Consider the following 18,067-nt stretch of genomic DNA (forward strand, 5'->3'; position numbering starts at 1 on the left):
TCTGCTGATGGCGACCACAAAAAAGCCTGCATTGTCATGCAGGCTTTTTTATATCAATCAGCGATGAATTATTTTTTCTTCACCGGACGCTGCCAGCCAGAAATTTTCTTCTCTTTAGCGCGAGTAATCACTAACTCACCAGCGGCCACATCACGGGTTAATGTGGTGCCCGCGCCAATTGTCGCTCCGTCGGCAATCACGACCGGTGCCACCAGCTGGCTGTCAGAGCCGACAAATACATCATTCCCGATCAGGGTTTTGTACTTGTTAGCACCGTCGTAGTTACAAGTAATAGTACCGGCACCGATATTGGTGCGCTGGCCAATTTCCGCATCGCCCAGGTAGGTCAGATGGTTGGCTTTTGATCCCTGCCCCAGACGGGCATTTTTCATTTCAACGAAATTACCAACATGAGCATCGTTGTGCATTTCCGCGCCCGGACGCAGACGGGCGAACGGGCCAACGGTACAGTCTTCACCGACCGTGGCGCCTTCAATCACGCTATATGGGCGAATCACAGTGTTATCGTCGATTTCACAATCTTTCAGAATCGCACCGGCACCAATCACAACGTTGTTGCCGATCGACACATTACCTTCGATGATCACATTCACGTCGATTTCGACGTCGCGCCCGCACTGGATAGTACCACGCAGATCAAAACGGGCCGGGTCACGCAGCATCACGCCCTGCTCCAGCAATGCCTGAGCCTGAGCGGACTGGAAAGCACGCTCAAGACGCGCCAGTTGAATGCGATCATTAACCCCTTCCACTTCCGTTGCGCTGGCGGCGTGCACCGCCTCAATGACACGGCCATCCGCGTGCGCCGCCGCAATCACGTCAGTCAGGTAGTATTCACCCTGAGCATTATTGTTGTTAAGGCCAGACAGCCAACGTTTGAGATCGCGGCCGGTTGCCACCATCACACCGGTATTAATTTCGCGGATCAGCTTCTGCTCTTCAGAGGCATCTTTCTGCTCCACAATGGCCACCACCTGACCGTCCCGGCGCACAATACGGCCATAACCGGTCGGGTTGTCCAGCTCAACCGTCAGCAGACCAATCCCACCTTCCGGCTGGGCATCGAGCAGACGCTCCAGGGTCTGTGGCGAAATCAGCGGCACGTCACCGTACAACACCAGGATTTTTTCATCATCGGCAAACTGAGCCGATGCCTGATCAACCGCATGACCGGTCCCCAGCTGCTGGGCCTGCAAAACCCAGTTGACCGACTCCTGAGCCAGTGTCTGCTGCATTTTGTCGCCGCCATGGCCGTACACCAGATGAATATTCTGGGTTCCCAGTGAATGACACGTATCAATCACATGTTTCACCATTGGCTTACCGGCCAGAGTATGCAGCACTTTCGGCAGCTCCGAGTGCATGCGTGTTCCCTTACCAGCGGCAAGGATCACTGCGCTAAATTTCATGTTGTACCTGTCTGACGTTTTAAGAAAAAGAACTGACCGCATTTTAGCGGCTTACTATAGGCGTGTTAAATGATTGGGTTAAATTTCTGATAAAAAATAAGCAAAAAGGCGACCCTGAGGCCGCCTTTTGTCATCACATCGCTAAAGATTAACGACGTTTTTTCGTCAACTCGATCACTCGAAGCTGAGCAATGGCTTTAGCCAGTTCACTGGCCGCTTGTGCGAAGTTCATATCGCCGTGCTGATTCTGGATATTCTCCTCAGCGCGACGCTTAGCTTCTGCTGCCTTCGCTGCGTCTAGGTCTTCACCACGAATTGCAGTATCAGCCAGCACAGTCGCTGTGCCAGGCTGAACTTCAACAATACCACCAGAAACATAAATAATTTCTTCGTGGCCGTGCTGTTTCACAATACGCACCATACCAGGCTTAATAGCGGTCAGCAGCGGTGTGTGGCCATGGAAAATACCTAGCTCACCTTCGCTACCGGTCACCTGAAATGTTTCCACTAGGCCAGAGAAGATTTTCTTCTCAGCACTGACTACATCCAGATGAAAGGTTATTGCTGCCATATCGCCTCCTAGTTAGCCTTATAGCTTCTTCGCATTCTCTAGAGCTTCGTCGATTGCACCGCAGTACATGAACGCTTGCTCTGGAACGTCGTCGTAGTCACCAGCTAACAGGCCTTTAAAGCCACGCAGAGTTTCTTTCAGTGGTACGTAGGTACCCGGGTCGCCTGTGAAGACTTCCGCTACGTGGTAAGGCTGAGTCAGGAAACGCTCAATCTTACGTGCACGAGATACCACGCGCTTGTCTTCTTCAGACAGCTCGTCCATACCCAGAATCGCAATGATGTCTTTCAGCTCTTTGTAGCGCTGCAGAGTCTGCTGAACGCCACGCGCAATGTCGTAGTGCTCCTGACCAACAACCAGTGGATCCAGCTGACGTGAAGTCGAATCCAGTGGGTCGATCGCAGGGTACAGACCCATAGATGCGATGTTACGGTTAAGTACAACGGTTGCATCCAAGTGCGCGAAAGTCGTCGCTGGTGACGGGTCGGTCAAGTCATCCGCAGGTACGTATACCGCCTGTACAGACGTGATAGAACCTTGCTTGGTTGACGTGATACGCTCCTGCAGAACACCCATCTCTTCAGCCAGTGTTGGCTGGTAACCTACCGCTGATGGCATACGACCCAGCAGAGCCGATACTTCAGTACCCGCAAGGGTATAACGGTAAATGTTATCGATGAACAGCAGTACGTCACGACCTTCGTCACGGAAGCGCTCAGCCATAGTCAGACCAGTCAGAGCAACACGCAGACGGTTACCCGGTGGCTCGTTCATCTGGCCGTAAACCATTGCTACTTTTGATTCTTCCGGCTTCTCGATGTTTACAACACCCGCTTCCTGCATCTCGAAGTAGAAGTCGTTACCCTCACGAGTACGCTCACCTACACCGGCGAATACAGACAGACCTGAGTGTTGCAGTGCGATGTTGTTGATAAGTTCCATCATGTTAACGGTCTTACCTACACCAGCACCACCAAACAGACCGATCTTACCACCTTTAGCAAATGGACAGATCAGGTCGATAACTTTAACCCCTGTTTCCAGGAGTGCAGTCTCGTTTGATTGCTCTTCGTAGCTTGGTGCTGCACGGTGGATTGAGTAAGACTCTTCCGCACCGATCTCACCACGCTCATCAATCGCATCACCCAGAACGTTCATGATACGACCTAGGGTTTTAGTACCTACTGGTACTGAAATTGGAGCACCGGTATTTACTACTTCTACTCCACGACGTAAACCATCAGAGCTACCCATTACGATACAACGAACTACGCCACCGCCTAGCTGTTGCTGAACTTCAAGAACCAGACGTTCTTTGGAGTCCGTTACGTTTAGAGCGTCGTATACCTGAGGTACATCGCTCTGCGGGAACTCTACGTCGACTACCGCACCGATGATCTGTACGATCTTACCTGTAGCCATCGTTAATCCTCTAAACTGTTTGTTTTACCTAAGCTTAAACCGCTGCCGCACCACTTACGATTTCCGACAGTTCCTGTGTAATCGCCGCCTGACGGGCTTTGTTGTACACCAGTTCCAGTTCGTCAATCAGGTTGCTCGCGTTGTCCGTCGCAGCTTTCATCGCAATCATTCGAGCCGCTTGCTCACAAGCAAGGTTCTCAACCACACCCTGATAAACCTGAGACTCTACGTAGCGCAGCAGTAGCGCATCCAGCAGAGGTTTTGGTTCAGGCTCGTAGATGTAGTCCCATGAATGCTCACGCTTGACTTCTTCGCTTTCCGATTTAGGCAAAGGTAGTAATTGATCGATCTTTGGTTGTTGTACCATGGTGTTTACAAATTCGTTGAACACCACGTACAGACGATCCAATTCGCCGTTATCATATTTCTTCAGCATCACACCGACCGAGCCGATCAGATCTTCCAGTACCGGGGTATCCCCCAGACCAGACACCTGAGCCGCTACGCGCGCGCCGCTGTTTTTGAAGAAAGCGGTTGCTTTTGAACCGACAATCGCCAGTTCAATTTCAACACCTTTCTCCTGCCAGGTTTGCATATCTGTGATGGCTTTCTTGAACAGGTTAACGTTCAAACCACCACACAAACCACGGTCTGTAGAAACAATGATGTAACCAACACGTTTCGCTTCACGCTCTTCCAGATACGGATGACGGTATTCCAGATTTGCATGAGCGACATGACCGATCACTTTACGCATAGTTGTTGCGTATGGACGGGAAGCTTCCATCGCTTCTTGCGAGCGACGCATTTTTGAAGCTGCCACCATTTCCATCGCTTTCGTAATTTTCTGAGTGCTTTTTACACTACCGATTTTATTACGTATCTCTTTTGCGCCGGCCATCGTTACTCTCCATTAGTTGGTGGCAAAGAATGCCACCGACCTATTACCAAGTTTGGGTTGCTACGAAATCATCAACCAGCTTCTTCAGCTGAGCTTCGATTTCATCGTTATATGCACCCGTCTGGTCGATTTGCGCTGCAAGTTCAGCGTATTGCGCGCGAGCAAACGATAGTAGGGCTGCCTCGAAATCCAGAACTTTTGACAGTTCTACATCATTCAGGTAACCACGCTCAGCTGCGTAGATAGTCAGAGCCTGATCAAAAACAGACATTGGAGCGTACTGTTTCTGTTTCATCAGTTCAGTTACTTTCTGACCATGGTTCAGCTGACGTTTAGTCGCATCGTCAAGATCCGATGAGAACTGTGCGAATGCCGCCAGCTCACGGTATGCAGCCAGAGCGGTACGGATACCACCAGACAGCTTCTTAACGATTTTCGTTTGCGCCGCACCACCTACACGCGAAACTGAAATACCTGGGTCAACCGCCGGGCGAACACCCGCGTTGAACAGTTCAGTTTGCAGGAAGATCTGACCATCGGTGATAGAGATAACGTTGGTCGGTACGAATGCAGATACGTCACCAGCTTGAGTTTCGATGATAGGCAGAGCAGTCAAAGAACCAGTCTTACCTTTCACTTCACCGTTAGTGAAACGTTCTACGTACTCAGCACTGACACGAGCAGCACGCTCTAGCAGACGTGAGTGGAGGTAGAATACGTCACCAGGGAAAGCTTCACGGCCCGGTGGACGACGTAGCAGTAGAGAGATCTGACGGTAAGCTACCGCTTGTTTAGATAGATCATCATAAACAATCAGTGCGTCTTCGCCGCGATCGCGGAAGTATTCACCCATTGCACAACCCGCGTAAGGCGCCAGGTATTGCAGTGCAGCAGATTCAGAAGCAGACGCGACAACCACGATAGTGTTTTGCAGTGCGCCGTGCTCTTCCAGTTTACGTACCACGTTGGCGATAGTCGATGCTTTCTGACCGATCGCTACGTAGATAGAGTAAATACCTGAATTTTTTTGGTTGATGATCGCATCGATCGCCATCGCTGTTTTACCAGTCTGGCGGTCACCGATAACCAGCTCACGCTGACCACGGCCGATTGGAATCATCGAGTCCACTGATTTGTAACCAGTTTGAACTGGCTGGTCAACAGATTGACGGTCGATTACACCAGGTGCAATCACTTCTACTGGAGAAGTCAGTTTCGCATCAATCGGACCTTTACCGTCGATTGGTTCACCCAGAGTGTTAACCACACGACCCAGCAGTTCAGGACCTACCGGTACTTCAAGAATACGACCAGTACCAGTTACTTTATCGCCTTCCTTCAGGTTGGCGTACGGGCCCATTACTACCGCACCTACCGAGTCACGCTCAAGGTTAAGTGCTAGTGCGAAAAGGCCACCCGGTAATTCAATCATTTCACCCTGCATCACGTCCGCTAGGCCGTGAATTCGGATAATACCATCGCTTACCGAAACGATAGTACCTTCGTTGCGAGCTTCACTAACAACGTTGAAAGATTCAATACGCTGTTTAATTAGATCGCTAATTTCCGTGGAATTAAGTTGCATGCTCCAATCCCCATCAAGACTGCATGGCATCGCCCAGGCGTTTTAAACGACCACGCGCTGAGTTATCGATGACTAGGTCTCCGGCTCGAATTACAACCCCACCAAGTAGGGTCTCATCTACACTGCAATTCAGCTGAACTTTGCGTTCAAGACGCTGCTCAAGTTTGCTGCTAATGTCTGCTTTTTGTTGCTCAGTAAGCTCAGTCGCTGAAATCACTTCAACGTTGATCTCTTTCTCATATTCCTGTTTCAGGATATGGAATTGAGCGCAAACATCCGGAAGGGCCTGTAAACGACCGTTCTCTGCCATCACCCGTAACAGGTTCTGGCCATGTGCATCAAACTGTTCACCACAAATTGCGACAAAGATTTCTGCTAGTTTTTCAGCAGAGGTAGAGCTGGTTAACAGCTCTTTAATCTGGTCGTTATTCGCGACTTCAGCAGCGAAACCCAGCATCTCACCCCATTGGGTCAGTTGCTGTTTGTCCGCCGCAAATTCAAATGCTGCTTTAGCATAGGGGCGTGCAATTGTAGTCATATCAGACATTCGGCGCCCCCAGACTTAAAGTTTTGCAGTAATGTTGTCGAGAATGTCTTTGTGCGCATCTTTATCGATAGAACGCTCAAGGATCTTCTCAGCACCAGCAATCGCCAGAGTTGCAACTTGTTTGCGCAGCTCATCGCGGGCGCGGTTACGTTCAGCTTCGATTTCGGCGTCAGCTTGAGCAAGGATTTTCTGGCGTTCTGCCTGAGCTTCCTCGCGTGCTTCTTCCAAAATCATGGCTTTACGTTTATTCGCTGCCTCAATGACCTCAGTTGCTGTGCGCTTCGCTTCTTTCATTTGATCAGAAGCGTTGGCTTGTGCTAGGTCCAAATCTTTCTTTGCACGCTCAGCAGCTTGCAAACCGTCAGCAATTTTCTTCTGACGCTCTTCAATTGCGTTCATGATTGGCGGCCACACATACTTCATGCAGAACCACACAAACAGTGCGAATGAAATTGCTTGACCTAGCAGAGTTGCGTTCATATTCACAACAGCTACCCCTCTATATGGACTTAGTGTTAATCAATGACAAACCACGTGACGCGGTTTGTCTCTGGCAAAAAGTGATTAACCTAGTTGACCAACAAATGGGTTCGCAAAAGTGAATAGCAGTGCGATTACGATACCGATCATTGGAACCGCATCCAGCAGACCTGCAATGATGAACATTTTAACTTGCAGCATAGGAGCCATTTCTGGTTGACGTGCAGCGCCTTCCAGGAATTTACCGCCCAGAAGTGCGAAACCAATCGCAGTACCAAGAGAAGCAAGACCGACGATGATACCTACGGCGATTGCAGAAAAGCTCAGTAAAGTTTCCATTACTATCTCCAATTATTGTTGTTGGCTTATGAGCCCAAATAAAAGCTAAATATTTTTATTAATGATCACTGTCTTCGTGTGCCATTGACAGATATACGATTGTCAACATCATGAACACGAAAGACTGAATCAGAATTACCAGAATATGGAAAATAGCCCACGGTAGTGAACCCATCCATTGTAGCCACCATGGTAGCATTGCTGCGATAAGAATGAATACAACCTCACCCGCGAACATGTTACCGAATAGACGCATACCTAGTGACAGTGGTTTAGCAAGCAGCGATACCACTTCAATAAGCAGGTTAAACGGAATCATAACTGGGTGATTGAATGGATGTAACGCCAATTCTTTCGCAAACCCTCCCAGGCCTTTTACTTTGATGCTGTAGTAAATCATCAGAGCAAATACGCCCAGGGCCATAGCCATGGTGATGTTCACATCAGCAGAAGGAACCACCTTAAGATAAGGGATACCTAGCCAATGTTCTGCTGGATAAGGTAAGAAATCAATTGGCACTAAGTCCATGATATTCATTAGCAATACCCAACAAAAGATAGTCAGTGCCAGCGGTGCTATTAGCGGATTGCGTCCATGGAAGGTGTCTTTGACGTTGGTATCGACAAATTCAACCACTATTTCAACAAAACACTGTAGCTTGCCTGGTACACCTACTGTTGCTTTCTTCGCCACAGAACGGAACACACACAGGAAGATCAGTCCGGTAAACAAAGAAAAAAACAGGCTATCGATATGTACGTTCCAGAAACTTGTTTCCTCCGCGACCATACCTAGCTTGTATAACGATAGGTTGGAAAGGTGGTGTTCAATGTATCCGGACGATGTTAGCGCTTCACCTGGCGCAGCCATAACTCATCCTATTTTTTGTTGTTAATGAAAAGCACTGGTGCAAAGATATTAATACCCAGAACCAGCAAATAGGTTAGTTTTAGGGGAACAAGTTCCACCTGCATATACATGTAGGCTGCAGAGAACAGTGCGATAGTGATGAGGATTTTGAGTGCTTCACCCGTGTAGAAAGAGGCCGTGATGCGTTTTGCAGCCCGAGCTCCACTAAACATAAAAGCACACAGCGCAAACACTGCATTGGCGATGACAAATATGCCCCCGCCAATTAGCGCTGAAATTCCCCATTCAGCATTTACGGCAATCGCCATCCCTGCTGCCACAACTATAGCCGCGCCAAACTGGATCATTAACAATCGCTTTGCAAGCTCTCGTCCTGGCCTAGCTAACGCAGCTACCATGTATTCGTACCTCTAGTAATATCCAACGCTTTTTTATTAAGGGCCGGAAATTGGCGAAAATTATACGGTGACGGCAACTGATTGCAATTACAACGCTGCAAAAAGTTACAATTTTGTTCACACATCGACATATTTCGCTCAAGAAAACTTATTTTGCACAATTGATTTAAATCAATTATCTCACTTAGCCCTGTAGCTTGGCAATCAATTGCTCGAATTTATGAGGTTCATCAAGATTTATCGTTATCTTCGACTTACCATTCTTCGAGCGGCTAATTGACACTTTAGCGCCGAGTTTTTCACTTAGATTTTGTGACATTTGTTGTATTTCTTCGTCTTCCACGACATTTTTTGCATCAGAAGTCTCAGAAAGGCACTTTTTCACCAGTTGTTCTGTCTGGCGTACGGTGAGTTGCTTTTTAGCGACCCGCTCTGCCACTTCGGCCTGCTGTTCACCTTCCAGCATCAACAGCGCACGGGCATGACCCATTTCCAGCTGCTTGGTTTCAACCAGGCGCTTCACGCTGTCGTCGAGCTGGTTGAGACGCAACAGGTTACTCACGGTCGCGCGCGACTTACCGATCACATCCGCCACCTGCTGGTGGGTCAGTTTGAATTCGTCCTGCAGTCGCTCCAGCGCCTGGGCTTCTTCGATCACATTCAGATCTTCACGTTGGATGTTTTCGATCAGGGCCATCGCGATCGCGGCACGATCCTCGACCGCTTTGATCAAACACGGCACCTGTTTCAACCCAGCCTGACGTGCGGCGCGCCAGCGACGTTCGCCGGCAATAATTTCATACCCGCCCATGGTCAGCGGACGCACAACAATCGGCTGGATAATACCCTGGGACTGAATCGAAGCCGCCAGTTCTTCCAGCGCTTCTGCTGACATATCTTTACGGGGTTGGTAAATGCCCGGTTTGAGGCTGGTGATCGCGAGATCAGTCAACTGACCGTCGCTGGACAGGGCCTGACTGTGCGTGGCCAGCTGTTGTTTTTCACGCGCTACAGAGCTGGTTGACAAAAGTGCATCCAGCCCTTTTCCTAAACCACGTTTAGACATGTAAACGAATCCTTTAGTTGGAGTTATGCAGGTACTTCTTCACGACGCAGCATCTCGCCAGCTAACGCTAAATACGCTTTGGCTCCGGCAGAATACTTGTCGTAGTACATGGCAGGCTTGCCATGACTAGGCGCCTCGGCGAGGCGTACATTACGAGGGATAACGGTGCGGTACACTTTGTTGCCAAAGTGCTTTTTCAACTGATCAGAGACTTCATTCGCGAGGCGGTTACGAGGATCATACATGGTCCTGAGCAGACCTTCGATCTTAAGATTCTCGTTCACCACTGCCGCCAGCTTACTGATCGTATCCATCAAAGCCGTTAAACCTTCCAGGGCAAAGTACTCACATTGCATCGGTACCAGTACCGAATCGGCCGCAGCCATCGCATTGATTGTAAGAAGGTTTAAAGCCGGTGGACAATCGATAAAGATGAAATCATAGTTATCACGAACTGACGCGATAGCATTCTTGAGACGAACTTCGCGGGCAAACACTTCCATCAGTTTGATTTCCGCGGCGGTCACATCACCATTAGCGGCAATCAAATCATAATGGCCCGTGGTTGTGCGGCACACCACTTCTTCAAATGGCGCATCTTCAACCAACAACTCGTACGCGGTTGCATCAACCTGGTATTTGTCGATGCCGCTCGCCATGGTGGCGTTACCCTGCGGGTCAAGATCGATCACCAGCACTTTACGCTTGGTGGCCGCCATTGACGCTGCCAAATTAATACAAGTTGTTGTTTTTCCTACGCCACCTTTCTGGTTGGCGATCGCTACGATTTTACCCACGGTAATGCCTCGCTGTTATCCCTTGCGAGATAAGATTACAAGATGACGCTCACCTTCCAACTCAGGAACTTTCAAAGCTTTGATGTCGGTCACAGAACACCATTCAGGTAACTGAGCGAGTTCGTCTTGGGGCAGCAGGCCTTTCAATGCCAGAAATACGCCGCTGTCTGCACAAGGCAGGTGATGACACCACTCTACCATATCTGTGATAGAAGCAAACGCACGACTTAGCACGCCGTCAAATCCTCCTTGTGGATCGAACTCTTCCACCCGGCTCTGCACCGCAGTGACGTTGCAGATTTTCAGCTCGTGAATCACCTGTTTGATAAAGCGAATCCGCTTACCCAGGCTATCGAGCAGGACAAACGATTTGTCCGGATTCATGATCGCCAGCGGAATCCCCGGCAGGCCAGGGCCGGTGCCGACATCGATAAAGCGCTCGCCGCTCAGATGCGGGCTGACCACCATGCTGTCGAGGATATGCTTGACCAGCATCTCCAGCGGATCACGCACTGAAGTCAGATTGTAGGCTTTATTCCATTTGTTGAGCATTTCGACGTAGCCGACCAGCTGTTGACGCTGTTGCTCAGAAACCTCCAGGGTCGTCTGAGCAATCAGCGCATCGAGTTTGATGCGCAATGGGTTCATCAGGCGGCTTCCCCTTTCTTCAACAGGCCATGTTTTTTCAGATGCACCAGCAGAATCGAGATCGCGGCCGGAGTAACACCGGAAATGCGTGATGCAATACCGATGCTTTCCGGTTTAGCGTTGTTCAGTTTCAACACCACTTCATTCGACAGGCCTTTAACGTCCTGGTAATCCAGATCCACCGGCAGCTTGGTGTGTTCATGGCGCAGCGATTTTTCAATCTCTTCCTGCTGACGCTGGATGTAACCTTCGTATTTAACCTGAATTTCCACCTGTTCCGCCGCTTCGCGATCCTCCAGGGCCGGCGCAAACGCTGGCAGAGAAGTGACCAGTTCGTAGGTCATCTCCGGACGACGCAGCAGATCTTCACCGCTCGCTTCGCGCGACATCGGGGTTTTCAGCAGCGCGTTGAGTGCTTCAACACCGTCCGATTTCGGATTCATCCAGGTCTCTTTCAGTCGCTGGCGCTCGGTTTCCATATTGTCGATTTTATGGTTAAAGCGAGCCCAGCGCTCATCACTGACCAGACCCAGTTCACGGGCTTTTTCGGTCAGGCGCAGGTCGGCATTGTCTTCGCGCAGCAGCAGACGGTACTCAGCACGTGAGGTAAACATACGGTACGGTTCCTGAGTGCCCATGGTGGACAGATCATCAATCAACACGCCCATGTATGCCTGGTCACGACGAGGGCTCCAGCCCTCTTTGTCCTGGCTGTACAGGCTAGCGTTAAGACCGGCCATCAGCCCCTGTGCCGCGGCTTCTTCATAGCCTGTGGTGCCGTTGATTTGACCGGCAAAGAACAGGCCTTGGATAAATTTGGTTTCATAGGTCTGTTTCAGGTCACGCGGATCGAAGAAATCGTATTCAATCGCATAGCCCGGACGCACGATATGGGCGTTGTCAAACCCTTTCATCGAACGAACAATCTGCAGCTGCACATCAAATGGCAGGCTGGTGGAAATACCGTTCGGATACAGTTCTGTTGATGTCAGGCCTTCCGGCTCAATGAAGATCTGATGGCTGTTCTTATCCGCAAAACGCATCACCTTGTCTTCAATCGACGGACAGTAACGCGGGCCAATCCCTTCAATCACACCGGCATACATCGGGCTGCGATCCAGGTTGGCACGGATCACATCATGAGTTTTCTCATTGGTATGAGTGATGTAACACGGAATTTGATGCGGATGTTGTTCACGGTTACCCATGAAAGAAAACACCGGCGTCGGATTATCACCATGCTGCGTTTCCAGCACAGAAAAATCCACGCTGTTGGCATCGATACGTGGGGGGGTTCCGGTTTTGAGACGATCAACCCGGAACGGCAGTTCACGCAGGCGCTGAGCCAGAGCGATCGATGGAGGATCCCCGGCACGGCCACCAGAAAAGTTTTCCATCCCGATGTGGATCTTACCACCCAGGAAAGTTCCTACCGTCAGCACCACGGCTTTGGCGTGGAATTTAAGGCCCATTTGAGTCACCACACCACGCACTTGATCGTTTTCGACGATCAAATCATCGGCGGCTTGCTGGAACAACGTCAGATTGGGCGTATTTTCCAGCGCGTTGCGTACGTACGCTTTGTATAACGCACGGTCAGCCTGAGCGCGGGTGGCACGTACTGCCGGTCCTTTAGACGCATTCAGGGTGCGAAATTGAATACCTGCGTGATCGATAGCTTGTGCCATCAGACCACCCATTGCATCCACTTCTTTAACTAAGTGGCCTTTACCAATACCACCAATGGCCGGGTTACAGGACATCTGGCCCAGGGTATCGATATTGTGCGTGAGAAGTAATGTGCGTTGGCCTGTACGAGCGGCTGCGAGTGCGGCTTCCGTTCCTGCATGACCGCCACCAACCACAATGACGTCAAATGTTTCGTGATAAAGCATGAACGACCTCAGGTATTCAATGAGACTACGGGAAAAATAAAAGGAGGCGTATTCTACCTTCTTTCCACTGGCTAGAAAATCGCTTTTGTGCTTTTTTACGCAAAGGACTTTCAAGTAAATAATATATAAAGATCTATATAGAGATCTTTTATTGGATCTATTATTAGGATCGACGATCTCTGTGGATAACCAGGAAATGATCAACAAGATCATGGATCTTTTCTGGATCGCAACTTGTGATCATCAACTGATCAGTACGAGGATTAGCTGGGATCAAAATGGGTAGTTATACACAGGGCCTCGCAGTGATCAAACTTGTTCTATGGATAACTATAGGTTGATCACCGGATAAGTTCAGACTTATGCACAGGCCAAGTGGTCAATAAATGTTCAATTGTTCGGGGTTTTTATCCCGACGGAACATGGCCGATTGGAAATGAGTAGGGCCAAATACGGTGGCAGCGGCCGTAACAGCCGCTCGCCAGAGGTTAAAAACGTTCAATCACGTCATTCAGCCACTCTTCGGCGGCATCTTCCGGTACCGGATGCTTCTGCACATCAATCAACAGACAGTCTGTCAGCGGGGTGGCGCCGATATCTTCCAACAGGTCATACGCGTGTTGTCCTGCCGCGCAGAACGTATCGTAGCTGGAATCACCGATGGCGATCACGGCGAACTGGAGATCCCGGGTATTGGGCGGGGTATTTTGCAGCGCCAGGATGAAAGGCTGGATGTTATCCGGATACTCACCGGCACCATGGGTGGACGTAATGATCAGCCAGATACCTTGCGCCGGAATGTCGTTCAGATCGGGTTGATTGTGAATGGTGGTCTCTTTGCCCTGTTGTTCAAGCAGATCGCTGAGGTGATCGCCAACATATTCCGCGCTGCCTAAAGTACTGCCTGTGATGATATGAATCATAAGAACCCCGGTATGTGGTCATAAGATGGAAACATGGTAATTCAGGCTAGCAGAATACTAGGGTAAGTTGTGGATAGTAAAGGGCAAGATCATGTTTTGTCCATGAATGGAAAAGGATCCTTGCGGTGGGCAGAGTTATCCACAATGCATAACGGCCGGGGTGGGGGCGATGTGGGATCCACAAAAAAAACGGGCCTGACGCGTTAACGTCAGGCCCGCTGTGGGTATGTCGCCGCTTTACTTGCCGATACAGAACGACGAAAAGATGCGGCCAAGCAGATCATCGGAGCTGAATTCGCCGGTGATCTCATTGAGATGCTGCTGGGCGATGCGCAGTTCTTCGGCCAGGATTTCTCCTGCCATGTAGCCTTCAAGCTGCTGCTGACCGATGTCGAGGTGCTCAGCGGCGCGTTCCAGCGCATCCAGATGGCGGCGACGGGCCATAAAGCCACCTTCCTGATTGCCGGAGAAGCCCATGCACTCTTTGAGGTGGGTACGCAGCGCATCGACGCCCTGACCTGTCTTGGCAGACAAGCGGATCAGGGTCGGCTGACTGACGTGGCAGATCCCCAGCGCTTCACTGGTTTGATCGACCTTGTTACGGATGACGGTCATGCCCATATGATCCGGCAGACGGTCGACAAAATCGGGCCAGATATCTTTCGGGTCGGTGGCATCGGTGGTGGTGCCATCGACCATAAACAGCACCCGGTCAGCCTGTTTAATTTCTTCCCAGGCGCGTTCAATACCGATTTTCTCGACCGCATCGGACGCTTCACGCAGACCGGCGGTATCGATGATGTGCAGCGGCATGCCATCAATATGGATGTGTTCACGCAGCACGTCCCGGGTGGTCCCGGCGATATCGGTCACAATCGCGGATTCTTTACCGGACAGCGCGTTGAGCAGGCTGGATTTACCGGCATTAGGGCGACCGGCAATCACCACCTTCATCCCTTCACGCATGATGGCGCCCTGGTTGGCTTCCTGACGCACTGCGCTGAGGTTGTCGATGATGGCCTGCAGATCGGCGGAGACTTTGCCGTCGGCGAGAAAGTCGATCTCTTCCTCAGGAAAATCAATCGCGGCTTCAACGTAGATACGCAGATGAATCAGAGACTCGACCAGGGTATTAATCCGCTTCGAAAACTGGCCCTGTAGCGATTGCAGCGCGGATTTAGCCGCTTCTTCCGAGCTGGCATCAATCAGGTCAGCAATGGCTTCGGCCTGGGTTAAGTCCAGCTTGTCATTGAGGAAAGCACGCTCGGAAAACTCACCCGGACGAGCCGGGCGGATACCCGGCAGCGTCAGGATGCGTTTAATCAGCATATCCATCACTACCGGACCGCCGTGACCCTGCAGCTCAAGCACATCTTCACCGGTAAACGAGTTCGGGTTGGGGAAGAACAGCGCGATGCCCTGATCGAGCTCTAAGCCATTGGCATCTTTAAATGGCAGATACTCCGCATAACGCGGTTTAAGGGGGCGTCCGGTCACCGCCAGTGCGACGTCCGCCGCTTTCGGGCCGGATACCCGGATAATGCCGACGCCGCCACGACCTGGTGCCGTAGCCTGCGCGACGATAGTTTCGGTAGTCATAACCTTACCTGTTACAGAATCGGATGAGTGTTATTGTAATCAGCGAGCAACAAAAAGGCGACCATCCGGTCGCCTTTGCTTATCCTGAGTGCTTACTTGGTTTTGCTGTGTAAGCCTTTTTTCTCCAGACCTTTGTAAATCAGATTCTGTTGAATCAGAGTCACAATGTTCGATACCAGCCAGTACAGAACCAAACCTGAAGGGAAGAACAGGAAGAAGAAGGTAAACATCACCGGCATAAAGGTCATGATCTTCTGCTGCATTGGATCGGTAATCGTGCTCGGGCTCATCTTCTGGATGAAGAACATGCTGACACCCATCAGCAGTGGCAGGATGTAGTACGGGTCTTGTGCCGACAGATCGTGAATCCAGCCGAAGAACGGCGAATGACGCAGTTCGACCGATTCCATCAGTGCCCAGTACAGTGCAATGAAGATAGGCATCTGCAGGAAGATAGGCAGACAGCCGCCCAGCGGGTTCACTTTCTCTTTCTTGTACAGTGCCATCATCTCCTGGCTCATGCGCTGACGGTCATCACCGATACGCTCACGCATTTCCTGCAGTTTTGGTTGCAGCATGCGCATTTTCGCCATTGAGGTGTACTGTGCTTTAGTCAGCGGGTACATGGCACCACGCACGATAAAGGTCAGACAGATGATCGCCAGACCCCAGTTGCTGACCAGACCCTGAATGGTCGACAGCAGCCAGTGCAGAGGCTTGGCGATGAACCATAACCAGCCGTAGTCTACAACCAGATCCAGGTTTGGTGCGGTAGCCGCCATCTGGTCTTGCAGCTTAGGACCAACCCACAGCGTAGCTTTGAACTCTTGGTGCTGGCCGTTAGCAATGGTTTGATTCGGGATACGGATACCGATGTCGCCCAGATTGCCGATCACGCGTGAGTACAGGTTCGTCCCCGCTGCGTCACGTGGAATCCACGCGGTCGCAAAGTAGTGCTGGATCATCGCTGCCCAACCCTGACCGTTTGGCAGGTTGATAGCCAGGTTGCGATCCTGCATGTCATCGAAGCTGTATTTCTGGTAACGGGTATTTTCACTTGAGTAAGCGCCGCCACGGTAAGTTGGCATTGCCAGGCTGCCGCCTGAATCAAGCAGGTTCTGACGCAGGTGTGCGTACATCCCCATGGTTGCGTTGTCGCCAGAGTTGTTGGCGACATCGTAAGTCACGTCGATTGCATAATCGCCGCGTTTGAAAATAAAGGTTTTGGTGTACTCGATACCGTTTGACTGGTAAGTCATCGGAATACGCAGTTCATCCTGACCATCGGCCAGAGCAAAGCTGTCGCCGTCAACAGTGTAAGTCGGGCGGCTGTTGCTGCTCAGGTCAATACCTTGCGGGCCAATCAGGCCACTCTGGGCGATGAATTGGTGACCTTGGGTGTTTTTCAGCAGAACAAAAGCCTTGTCAGAGTTCAGCTCTTCAGCGTATTTGTTCAGTTTTGCCAGAACGACATCACCACCAACCGTGTCAATAGACAGAGTCAGTACATCCGTGGTGACTGTAATCACTTTTGCCGCAGCATTGGTTGGTGATGGTACCGGATCGAACTCATCGGCCAAAGAAGGTGCCGGAGCACTGCTGCTGGTTTGCGCCTGTTCAACCGCTTCAGGTGCCGGGTTCTTTGCTACTTGCCACTGTTGGAAAAGTAAAAAAGAAACCAGCGCCAAAGCGATCAGCAGGATATTACGTTGAGAATCCATCGTTATTTATCTCTGTCTTGTTTTTGGACTGGTGGAACGGGGTCAAATCCCCCTTCGTTCAAAGGGTGGCATTTTAATAGACGTTTGCCGGATAACCAACACCCTTTTACAAATCCGTGAGCTCTCAGCGCTTCTAACGCATAATTGGAGCAAGAGGGTGTAAATCGGCAGCGAGGGCCGATGAGTGGACTAATGAACCACTGGTATAGTTTGACTAAACCAATGGCTAACCACGAGAAGGGCGAGATAGGCGCTGCCATAACTTTTCGAATAAAGTAAACATTTCTTCATTGCTCAAATCTTGCGCGCTTTTTTTGGCAATCACAACAAAATCTTTGTTGGGTAACTGATGCTGATTGAGGCGGAAGCTTTCGCGGGCGAGACGTTTAAAGCGATTTCGACCAACGGCCGTTTTGATTTGCTTTTTTGGTACCGCTAACCCTAAACGAGGATGAGAAAGGTTATTATTGCGTGCAATGATAGTGAAATGAGGGGAGCCTGCTCGGTGAGCTTGCTGGAAGACGGTTTGGTAATGCTCGGGAGTTAACAAACGTAACTCCCGATTAAATGCGTACGTACTCAAAATAAGCTTACGATTATTTTGACAGGCGCTTACGGCCTTTTGCACGACGTGCATTGATTACTTTACGACCGTTCGCTGTCGCCATACGTGCACGGAAACCGTGAGTACGTTTGCGCTTTAGAACTGTAGGTTGAAAAGTGCGTTTCATTGTTAGTACCTTACTGATCAGTAGTTTCTAGGTTCATAAAACCCGGCGTGGGCAATATATCTTCTCTTTATATAAAGAAAGGACATTCCGACGCCTCTCAACAAAGAGGCGGAATTGTAATCACAGTCACAAAAGGTGTCAAT

At 50.3% G+C, this 18,067-nt stretch carries 20 protein-coding genes; all 20 read right to left on the reverse strand.

The genetic code is table 11. The features are described from left to right. Window positions 1-68: 68 nt before the first annotated feature. Complete coding sequence (glmU, locus tag J0X00_RS11860; RefSeq protein WP_282478110.1) at window positions 69-1,430, reverse strand: bifunctional UDP-N-acetylglucosamine diphosphorylase/glucosamine-1-phosphate N-acetyltransferase GlmU; 1,362 nt, start codon at window positions 1,428-1,430, stop codon at window positions 69-71. Window positions 1,431-1,578: 148 nt separating this feature from the next. Further along, window positions 1,579-2,001 (reverse strand): F0F1 ATP synthase subunit epsilon, encoded by a 423-nt coding sequence (locus J0X00_RS11865; protein WP_136487711.1) that lies wholly within the window; start codon window positions 1,999-2,001, stop codon window positions 1,579-1,581. Window positions 2,002-2,019: 18 nt separating this feature from the next. Further along, entirely contained in the window at window positions 2,020-3,423 is a 1,404-nt protein-coding gene (gene atpD, locus J0X00_RS11870; protein WP_136487712.1) for a F0F1 ATP synthase subunit beta, read from the reverse strand. A gap of 34 nt (window positions 3,424-3,457) precedes the next feature. Beyond that, window positions 3,458-4,324 carry a F0F1 ATP synthase subunit gamma gene (gene atpG / locus J0X00_RS11875; protein ID WP_282478111.1) on the reverse strand — a complete coding sequence of 289 codons (867 nt, stop codon included), beginning with the start codon at window positions 4,322-4,324 and terminating at the stop codon, window positions 3,458-3,460. A 43-nt stretch (window positions 4,325-4,367) separates the two neighbouring features. Next, window positions 4,368-5,909, reverse strand: coding sequence for a F0F1 ATP synthase subunit alpha (gene atpA / locus J0X00_RS11880; RefSeq protein WP_136487714.1), 1,542 nt, complete (start codon window positions 5,907-5,909; stop codon window positions 4,368-4,370). Between the two features lie 13 nt (window positions 5,910-5,922). After that, a complete protein-coding gene (gene atpH / locus J0X00_RS11885) occupies window positions 5,923-6,456 on the reverse strand; it encodes a F0F1 ATP synthase subunit delta (RefSeq protein ID WP_282478112.1) in 534 nt (177 codons plus the stop codon). Between the two features lie 15 nt (window positions 6,457-6,471). Beyond that, the gene (atpF, locus tag J0X00_RS11890) at window positions 6,472-6,942 is read right to left on the reverse strand and encodes a F0F1 ATP synthase subunit B (RefSeq protein WP_136487716.1); all 471 of its coding nucleotides are present in this window, start codon (window positions 6,940-6,942) and stop codon (window positions 6,472-6,474) included. A gap of 78 nt (window positions 6,943-7,020) precedes the next feature. After that, window positions 7,021-7,275 (reverse strand): F0F1 ATP synthase subunit C, encoded by a 255-nt coding sequence (gene atpE, locus J0X00_RS11895; RefSeq protein ID WP_002540812.1) that lies wholly within the window; start codon window positions 7,273-7,275, stop codon window positions 7,021-7,023. 58 nt (window positions 7,276-7,333) lie between these two features. Beyond that, the gene (gene atpB / locus J0X00_RS11900; RefSeq protein ID WP_136487717.1) at window positions 7,334-8,146 is read right to left on the reverse strand and encodes a F0F1 ATP synthase subunit A; all 813 of its coding nucleotides are present in this window, start codon (window positions 8,144-8,146) and stop codon (window positions 7,334-7,336) included. 8 nt (window positions 8,147-8,154) lie between these two features. Further along, window positions 8,155-8,544 (reverse strand): F0F1 ATP synthase subunit I, encoded by a 390-nt coding sequence (locus J0X00_RS11905; protein ID WP_136487718.1) that lies wholly within the window; start codon window positions 8,542-8,544, stop codon window positions 8,155-8,157. A 184-nt stretch (window positions 8,545-8,728) separates the two neighbouring features. Then, the gene (locus J0X00_RS11910; protein WP_136487719.1) at window positions 8,729-9,610 is read right to left on the reverse strand and encodes a ParB/RepB/Spo0J family partition protein; all 882 of its coding nucleotides are present in this window, start codon (window positions 9,608-9,610) and stop codon (window positions 8,729-8,731) included. A gap of 23 nt (window positions 9,611-9,633) precedes the next feature. Further along, a complete protein-coding gene (locus tag J0X00_RS11915; RefSeq protein WP_136487720.1) occupies window positions 9,634-10,407 on the reverse strand; it encodes a ParA family protein in 774 nt (257 codons plus the stop codon). A 15-nt stretch (window positions 10,408-10,422) separates the two neighbouring features. Next, complete coding sequence (gene rsmG, locus J0X00_RS11920; protein WP_218562571.1) at window positions 10,423-11,055, reverse strand: 16S rRNA (guanine(527)-N(7))-methyltransferase RsmG; 633 nt, start codon at window positions 11,053-11,055, stop codon at window positions 10,423-10,425. Then, window positions 11,055-12,950, reverse strand: a complete 1,896-nt coding sequence (gene mnmG, locus J0X00_RS11925) for a tRNA uridine-5-carboxymethylaminomethyl(34) synthesis enzyme MnmG (protein ID WP_282478113.1) — start codon at window positions 12,948-12,950, stop codon at window positions 11,055-11,057. Before mnmG ends, rsmG begins: the two co-directional genes overlap by 1 nt. A gap of 488 nt (window positions 12,951-13,438) precedes the next feature. Next, window positions 13,439-13,873, reverse strand: a complete 435-nt coding sequence (gene mioC / locus J0X00_RS11930) for an FMN-binding protein MioC (RefSeq protein ID WP_282478114.1) — start codon at window positions 13,871-13,873, stop codon at window positions 13,439-13,441. Window positions 13,874-14,110: 237 nt separating this feature from the next. Next, entirely contained in the window at window positions 14,111-15,472 is a 1,362-nt protein-coding gene (gene mnmE / locus J0X00_RS11935; RefSeq protein WP_136487724.1) for a tRNA uridine-5-carboxymethylaminomethyl(34) synthesis GTPase MnmE, read from the reverse strand. A gap of 92 nt (window positions 15,473-15,564) precedes the next feature. Next, complete coding sequence (gene yidC, locus J0X00_RS11940) at window positions 15,565-17,193, reverse strand: membrane protein insertase YidC (protein WP_136487725.1); 1,629 nt, start codon at window positions 17,191-17,193, stop codon at window positions 15,565-15,567. Between the two features lie 2 nt (window positions 17,194-17,195). Then, window positions 17,196-17,453, reverse strand: coding sequence for a membrane protein insertion efficiency factor YidD (gene yidD / locus J0X00_RS11945; RefSeq protein WP_136487726.1), 258 nt, complete (start codon window positions 17,451-17,453; stop codon window positions 17,196-17,198). Continuing rightward, a complete protein-coding gene (gene rnpA / locus J0X00_RS11950) occupies window positions 17,420-17,743 on the reverse strand; it encodes a ribonuclease P protein component (RefSeq protein ID WP_240798226.1) in 324 nt (107 codons plus the stop codon). Before rnpA ends, yidD begins: the two co-directional genes overlap by 34 nt. Before the next feature lie 46 nt (window positions 17,744-17,789). Then, the gene (gene rpmH / locus J0X00_RS11955; protein WP_136487728.1) at window positions 17,790-17,924 is read right to left on the reverse strand and encodes a 50S ribosomal protein L34; all 135 of its coding nucleotides are present in this window, start codon (window positions 17,922-17,924) and stop codon (window positions 17,790-17,792) included. Window positions 17,925-18,067: the final 143 nt, after the last annotated feature.

The sequence above is a fragment of the Vibrio sp. ABG19 genome (assembly GCF_029962385.1).
Taxonomy (GTDB): Bacteria; Pseudomonadota; Gammaproteobacteria; order Enterobacterales; family Vibrionaceae; genus Vibrio; species Vibrio ostreae.

What these genes read in the sequence shown, in the direction of transcription:
- glmU (WP_282478110.1), bottom strand. Translation starts at nt 1,430, where the DNA reads ATGAAATTTAGCGCAGTGATCCTTGCCGCTGGTAAGGGAACACGCATG.
- J0X00_RS11865 (WP_136487711.1), bottom strand. Translation starts at nt 2,001, where the DNA reads ATGGCAGCAATAACCTTTCATCTGGATGTAGTCAGTGCTGAGAAGAAA.
- atpD (WP_136487712.1), bottom strand. Translation starts at nt 3,423, where the DNA reads ATGGCTACAGGTAAGATCGTACAGATCATCGGTGCGGTAGTCGACGTA.
- atpG (WP_282478111.1), bottom strand. Translation starts at nt 4,324, where the DNA reads ATGGCCGGCGCAAAAGAGATACGTAATAAAATCGGTAGTGTAAAAAGC.
- atpA (WP_136487714.1), bottom strand. Translation starts at nt 5,909, where the DNA reads ATGCAACTTAATTCCACGGAAATTAGCGATCTAATTAAACAGCGTATT.
- atpH (WP_282478112.1), bottom strand. Translation starts at nt 6,456, where the DNA reads ATGTCTGATATGACTACAATTGCACGCCCCTATGCTAAAGCAGCATTT.
- atpE (WP_002540812.1), bottom strand. Translation starts at nt 7,275, where the DNA reads ATGGAAACTTTACTGAGCTTTTCTGCAATCGCCGTAGGTATCATCGTC.
- atpB (WP_136487717.1), bottom strand. Translation starts at nt 8,146, where the DNA reads ATGGCTGCGCCAGGTGAAGCGCTAACATCGTCCGGATACATTGAACAC.
- J0X00_RS11905 (WP_136487718.1), bottom strand. Translation starts at nt 8,544, where the DNA reads ATGGTAGCTGCGTTAGCTAGGCCAGGACGAGAGCTTGCAAAGCGATTG.
- J0X00_RS11910 (WP_136487719.1), bottom strand. Translation starts at nt 9,610, where the DNA reads ATGTCTAAACGTGGTTTAGGAAAAGGGCTGGATGCACTTTTGTCAACC.
- rsmG (WP_218562571.1), bottom strand. Translation starts at nt 11,055, where the DNA reads ATGAACCCATTGCGCATCAAACTCGATGCGCTGATTGCTCAGACGACC.
- mnmG (WP_282478113.1), bottom strand. Translation starts at nt 12,950, where the DNA reads ATGCTTTATCACGAAACATTTGACGTCATTGTGGTTGGTGGCGGTCAT.
- mioC (WP_282478114.1), bottom strand. Translation starts at nt 13,873, where the DNA reads ATGATTCATATCATCACAGGCAGTACTTTAGGCAGCGCGGAATATGTT.
- mnmE (WP_136487724.1), bottom strand. Translation starts at nt 15,472, where the DNA reads ATGACTACCGAAACTATCGTCGCGCAGGCTACGGCACCAGGTCGTGGC.
- yidC (WP_136487725.1), bottom strand. Translation starts at nt 17,193, where the DNA reads ATGGATTCTCAACGTAATATCCTGCTGATCGCTTTGGCGCTGGTTTCT.
- yidD (WP_136487726.1), bottom strand. Translation starts at nt 17,453, where the DNA reads ATGGCAGCGCCTATCTCGCCCTTCTCGTGGTTAGCCATTGGTTTAGTC.
- rpmH (WP_136487728.1), bottom strand. Translation starts at nt 17,924, where the DNA reads ATGAAACGCACTTTTCAACCTACAGTTCTAAAGCGCAAACGTACTCAC.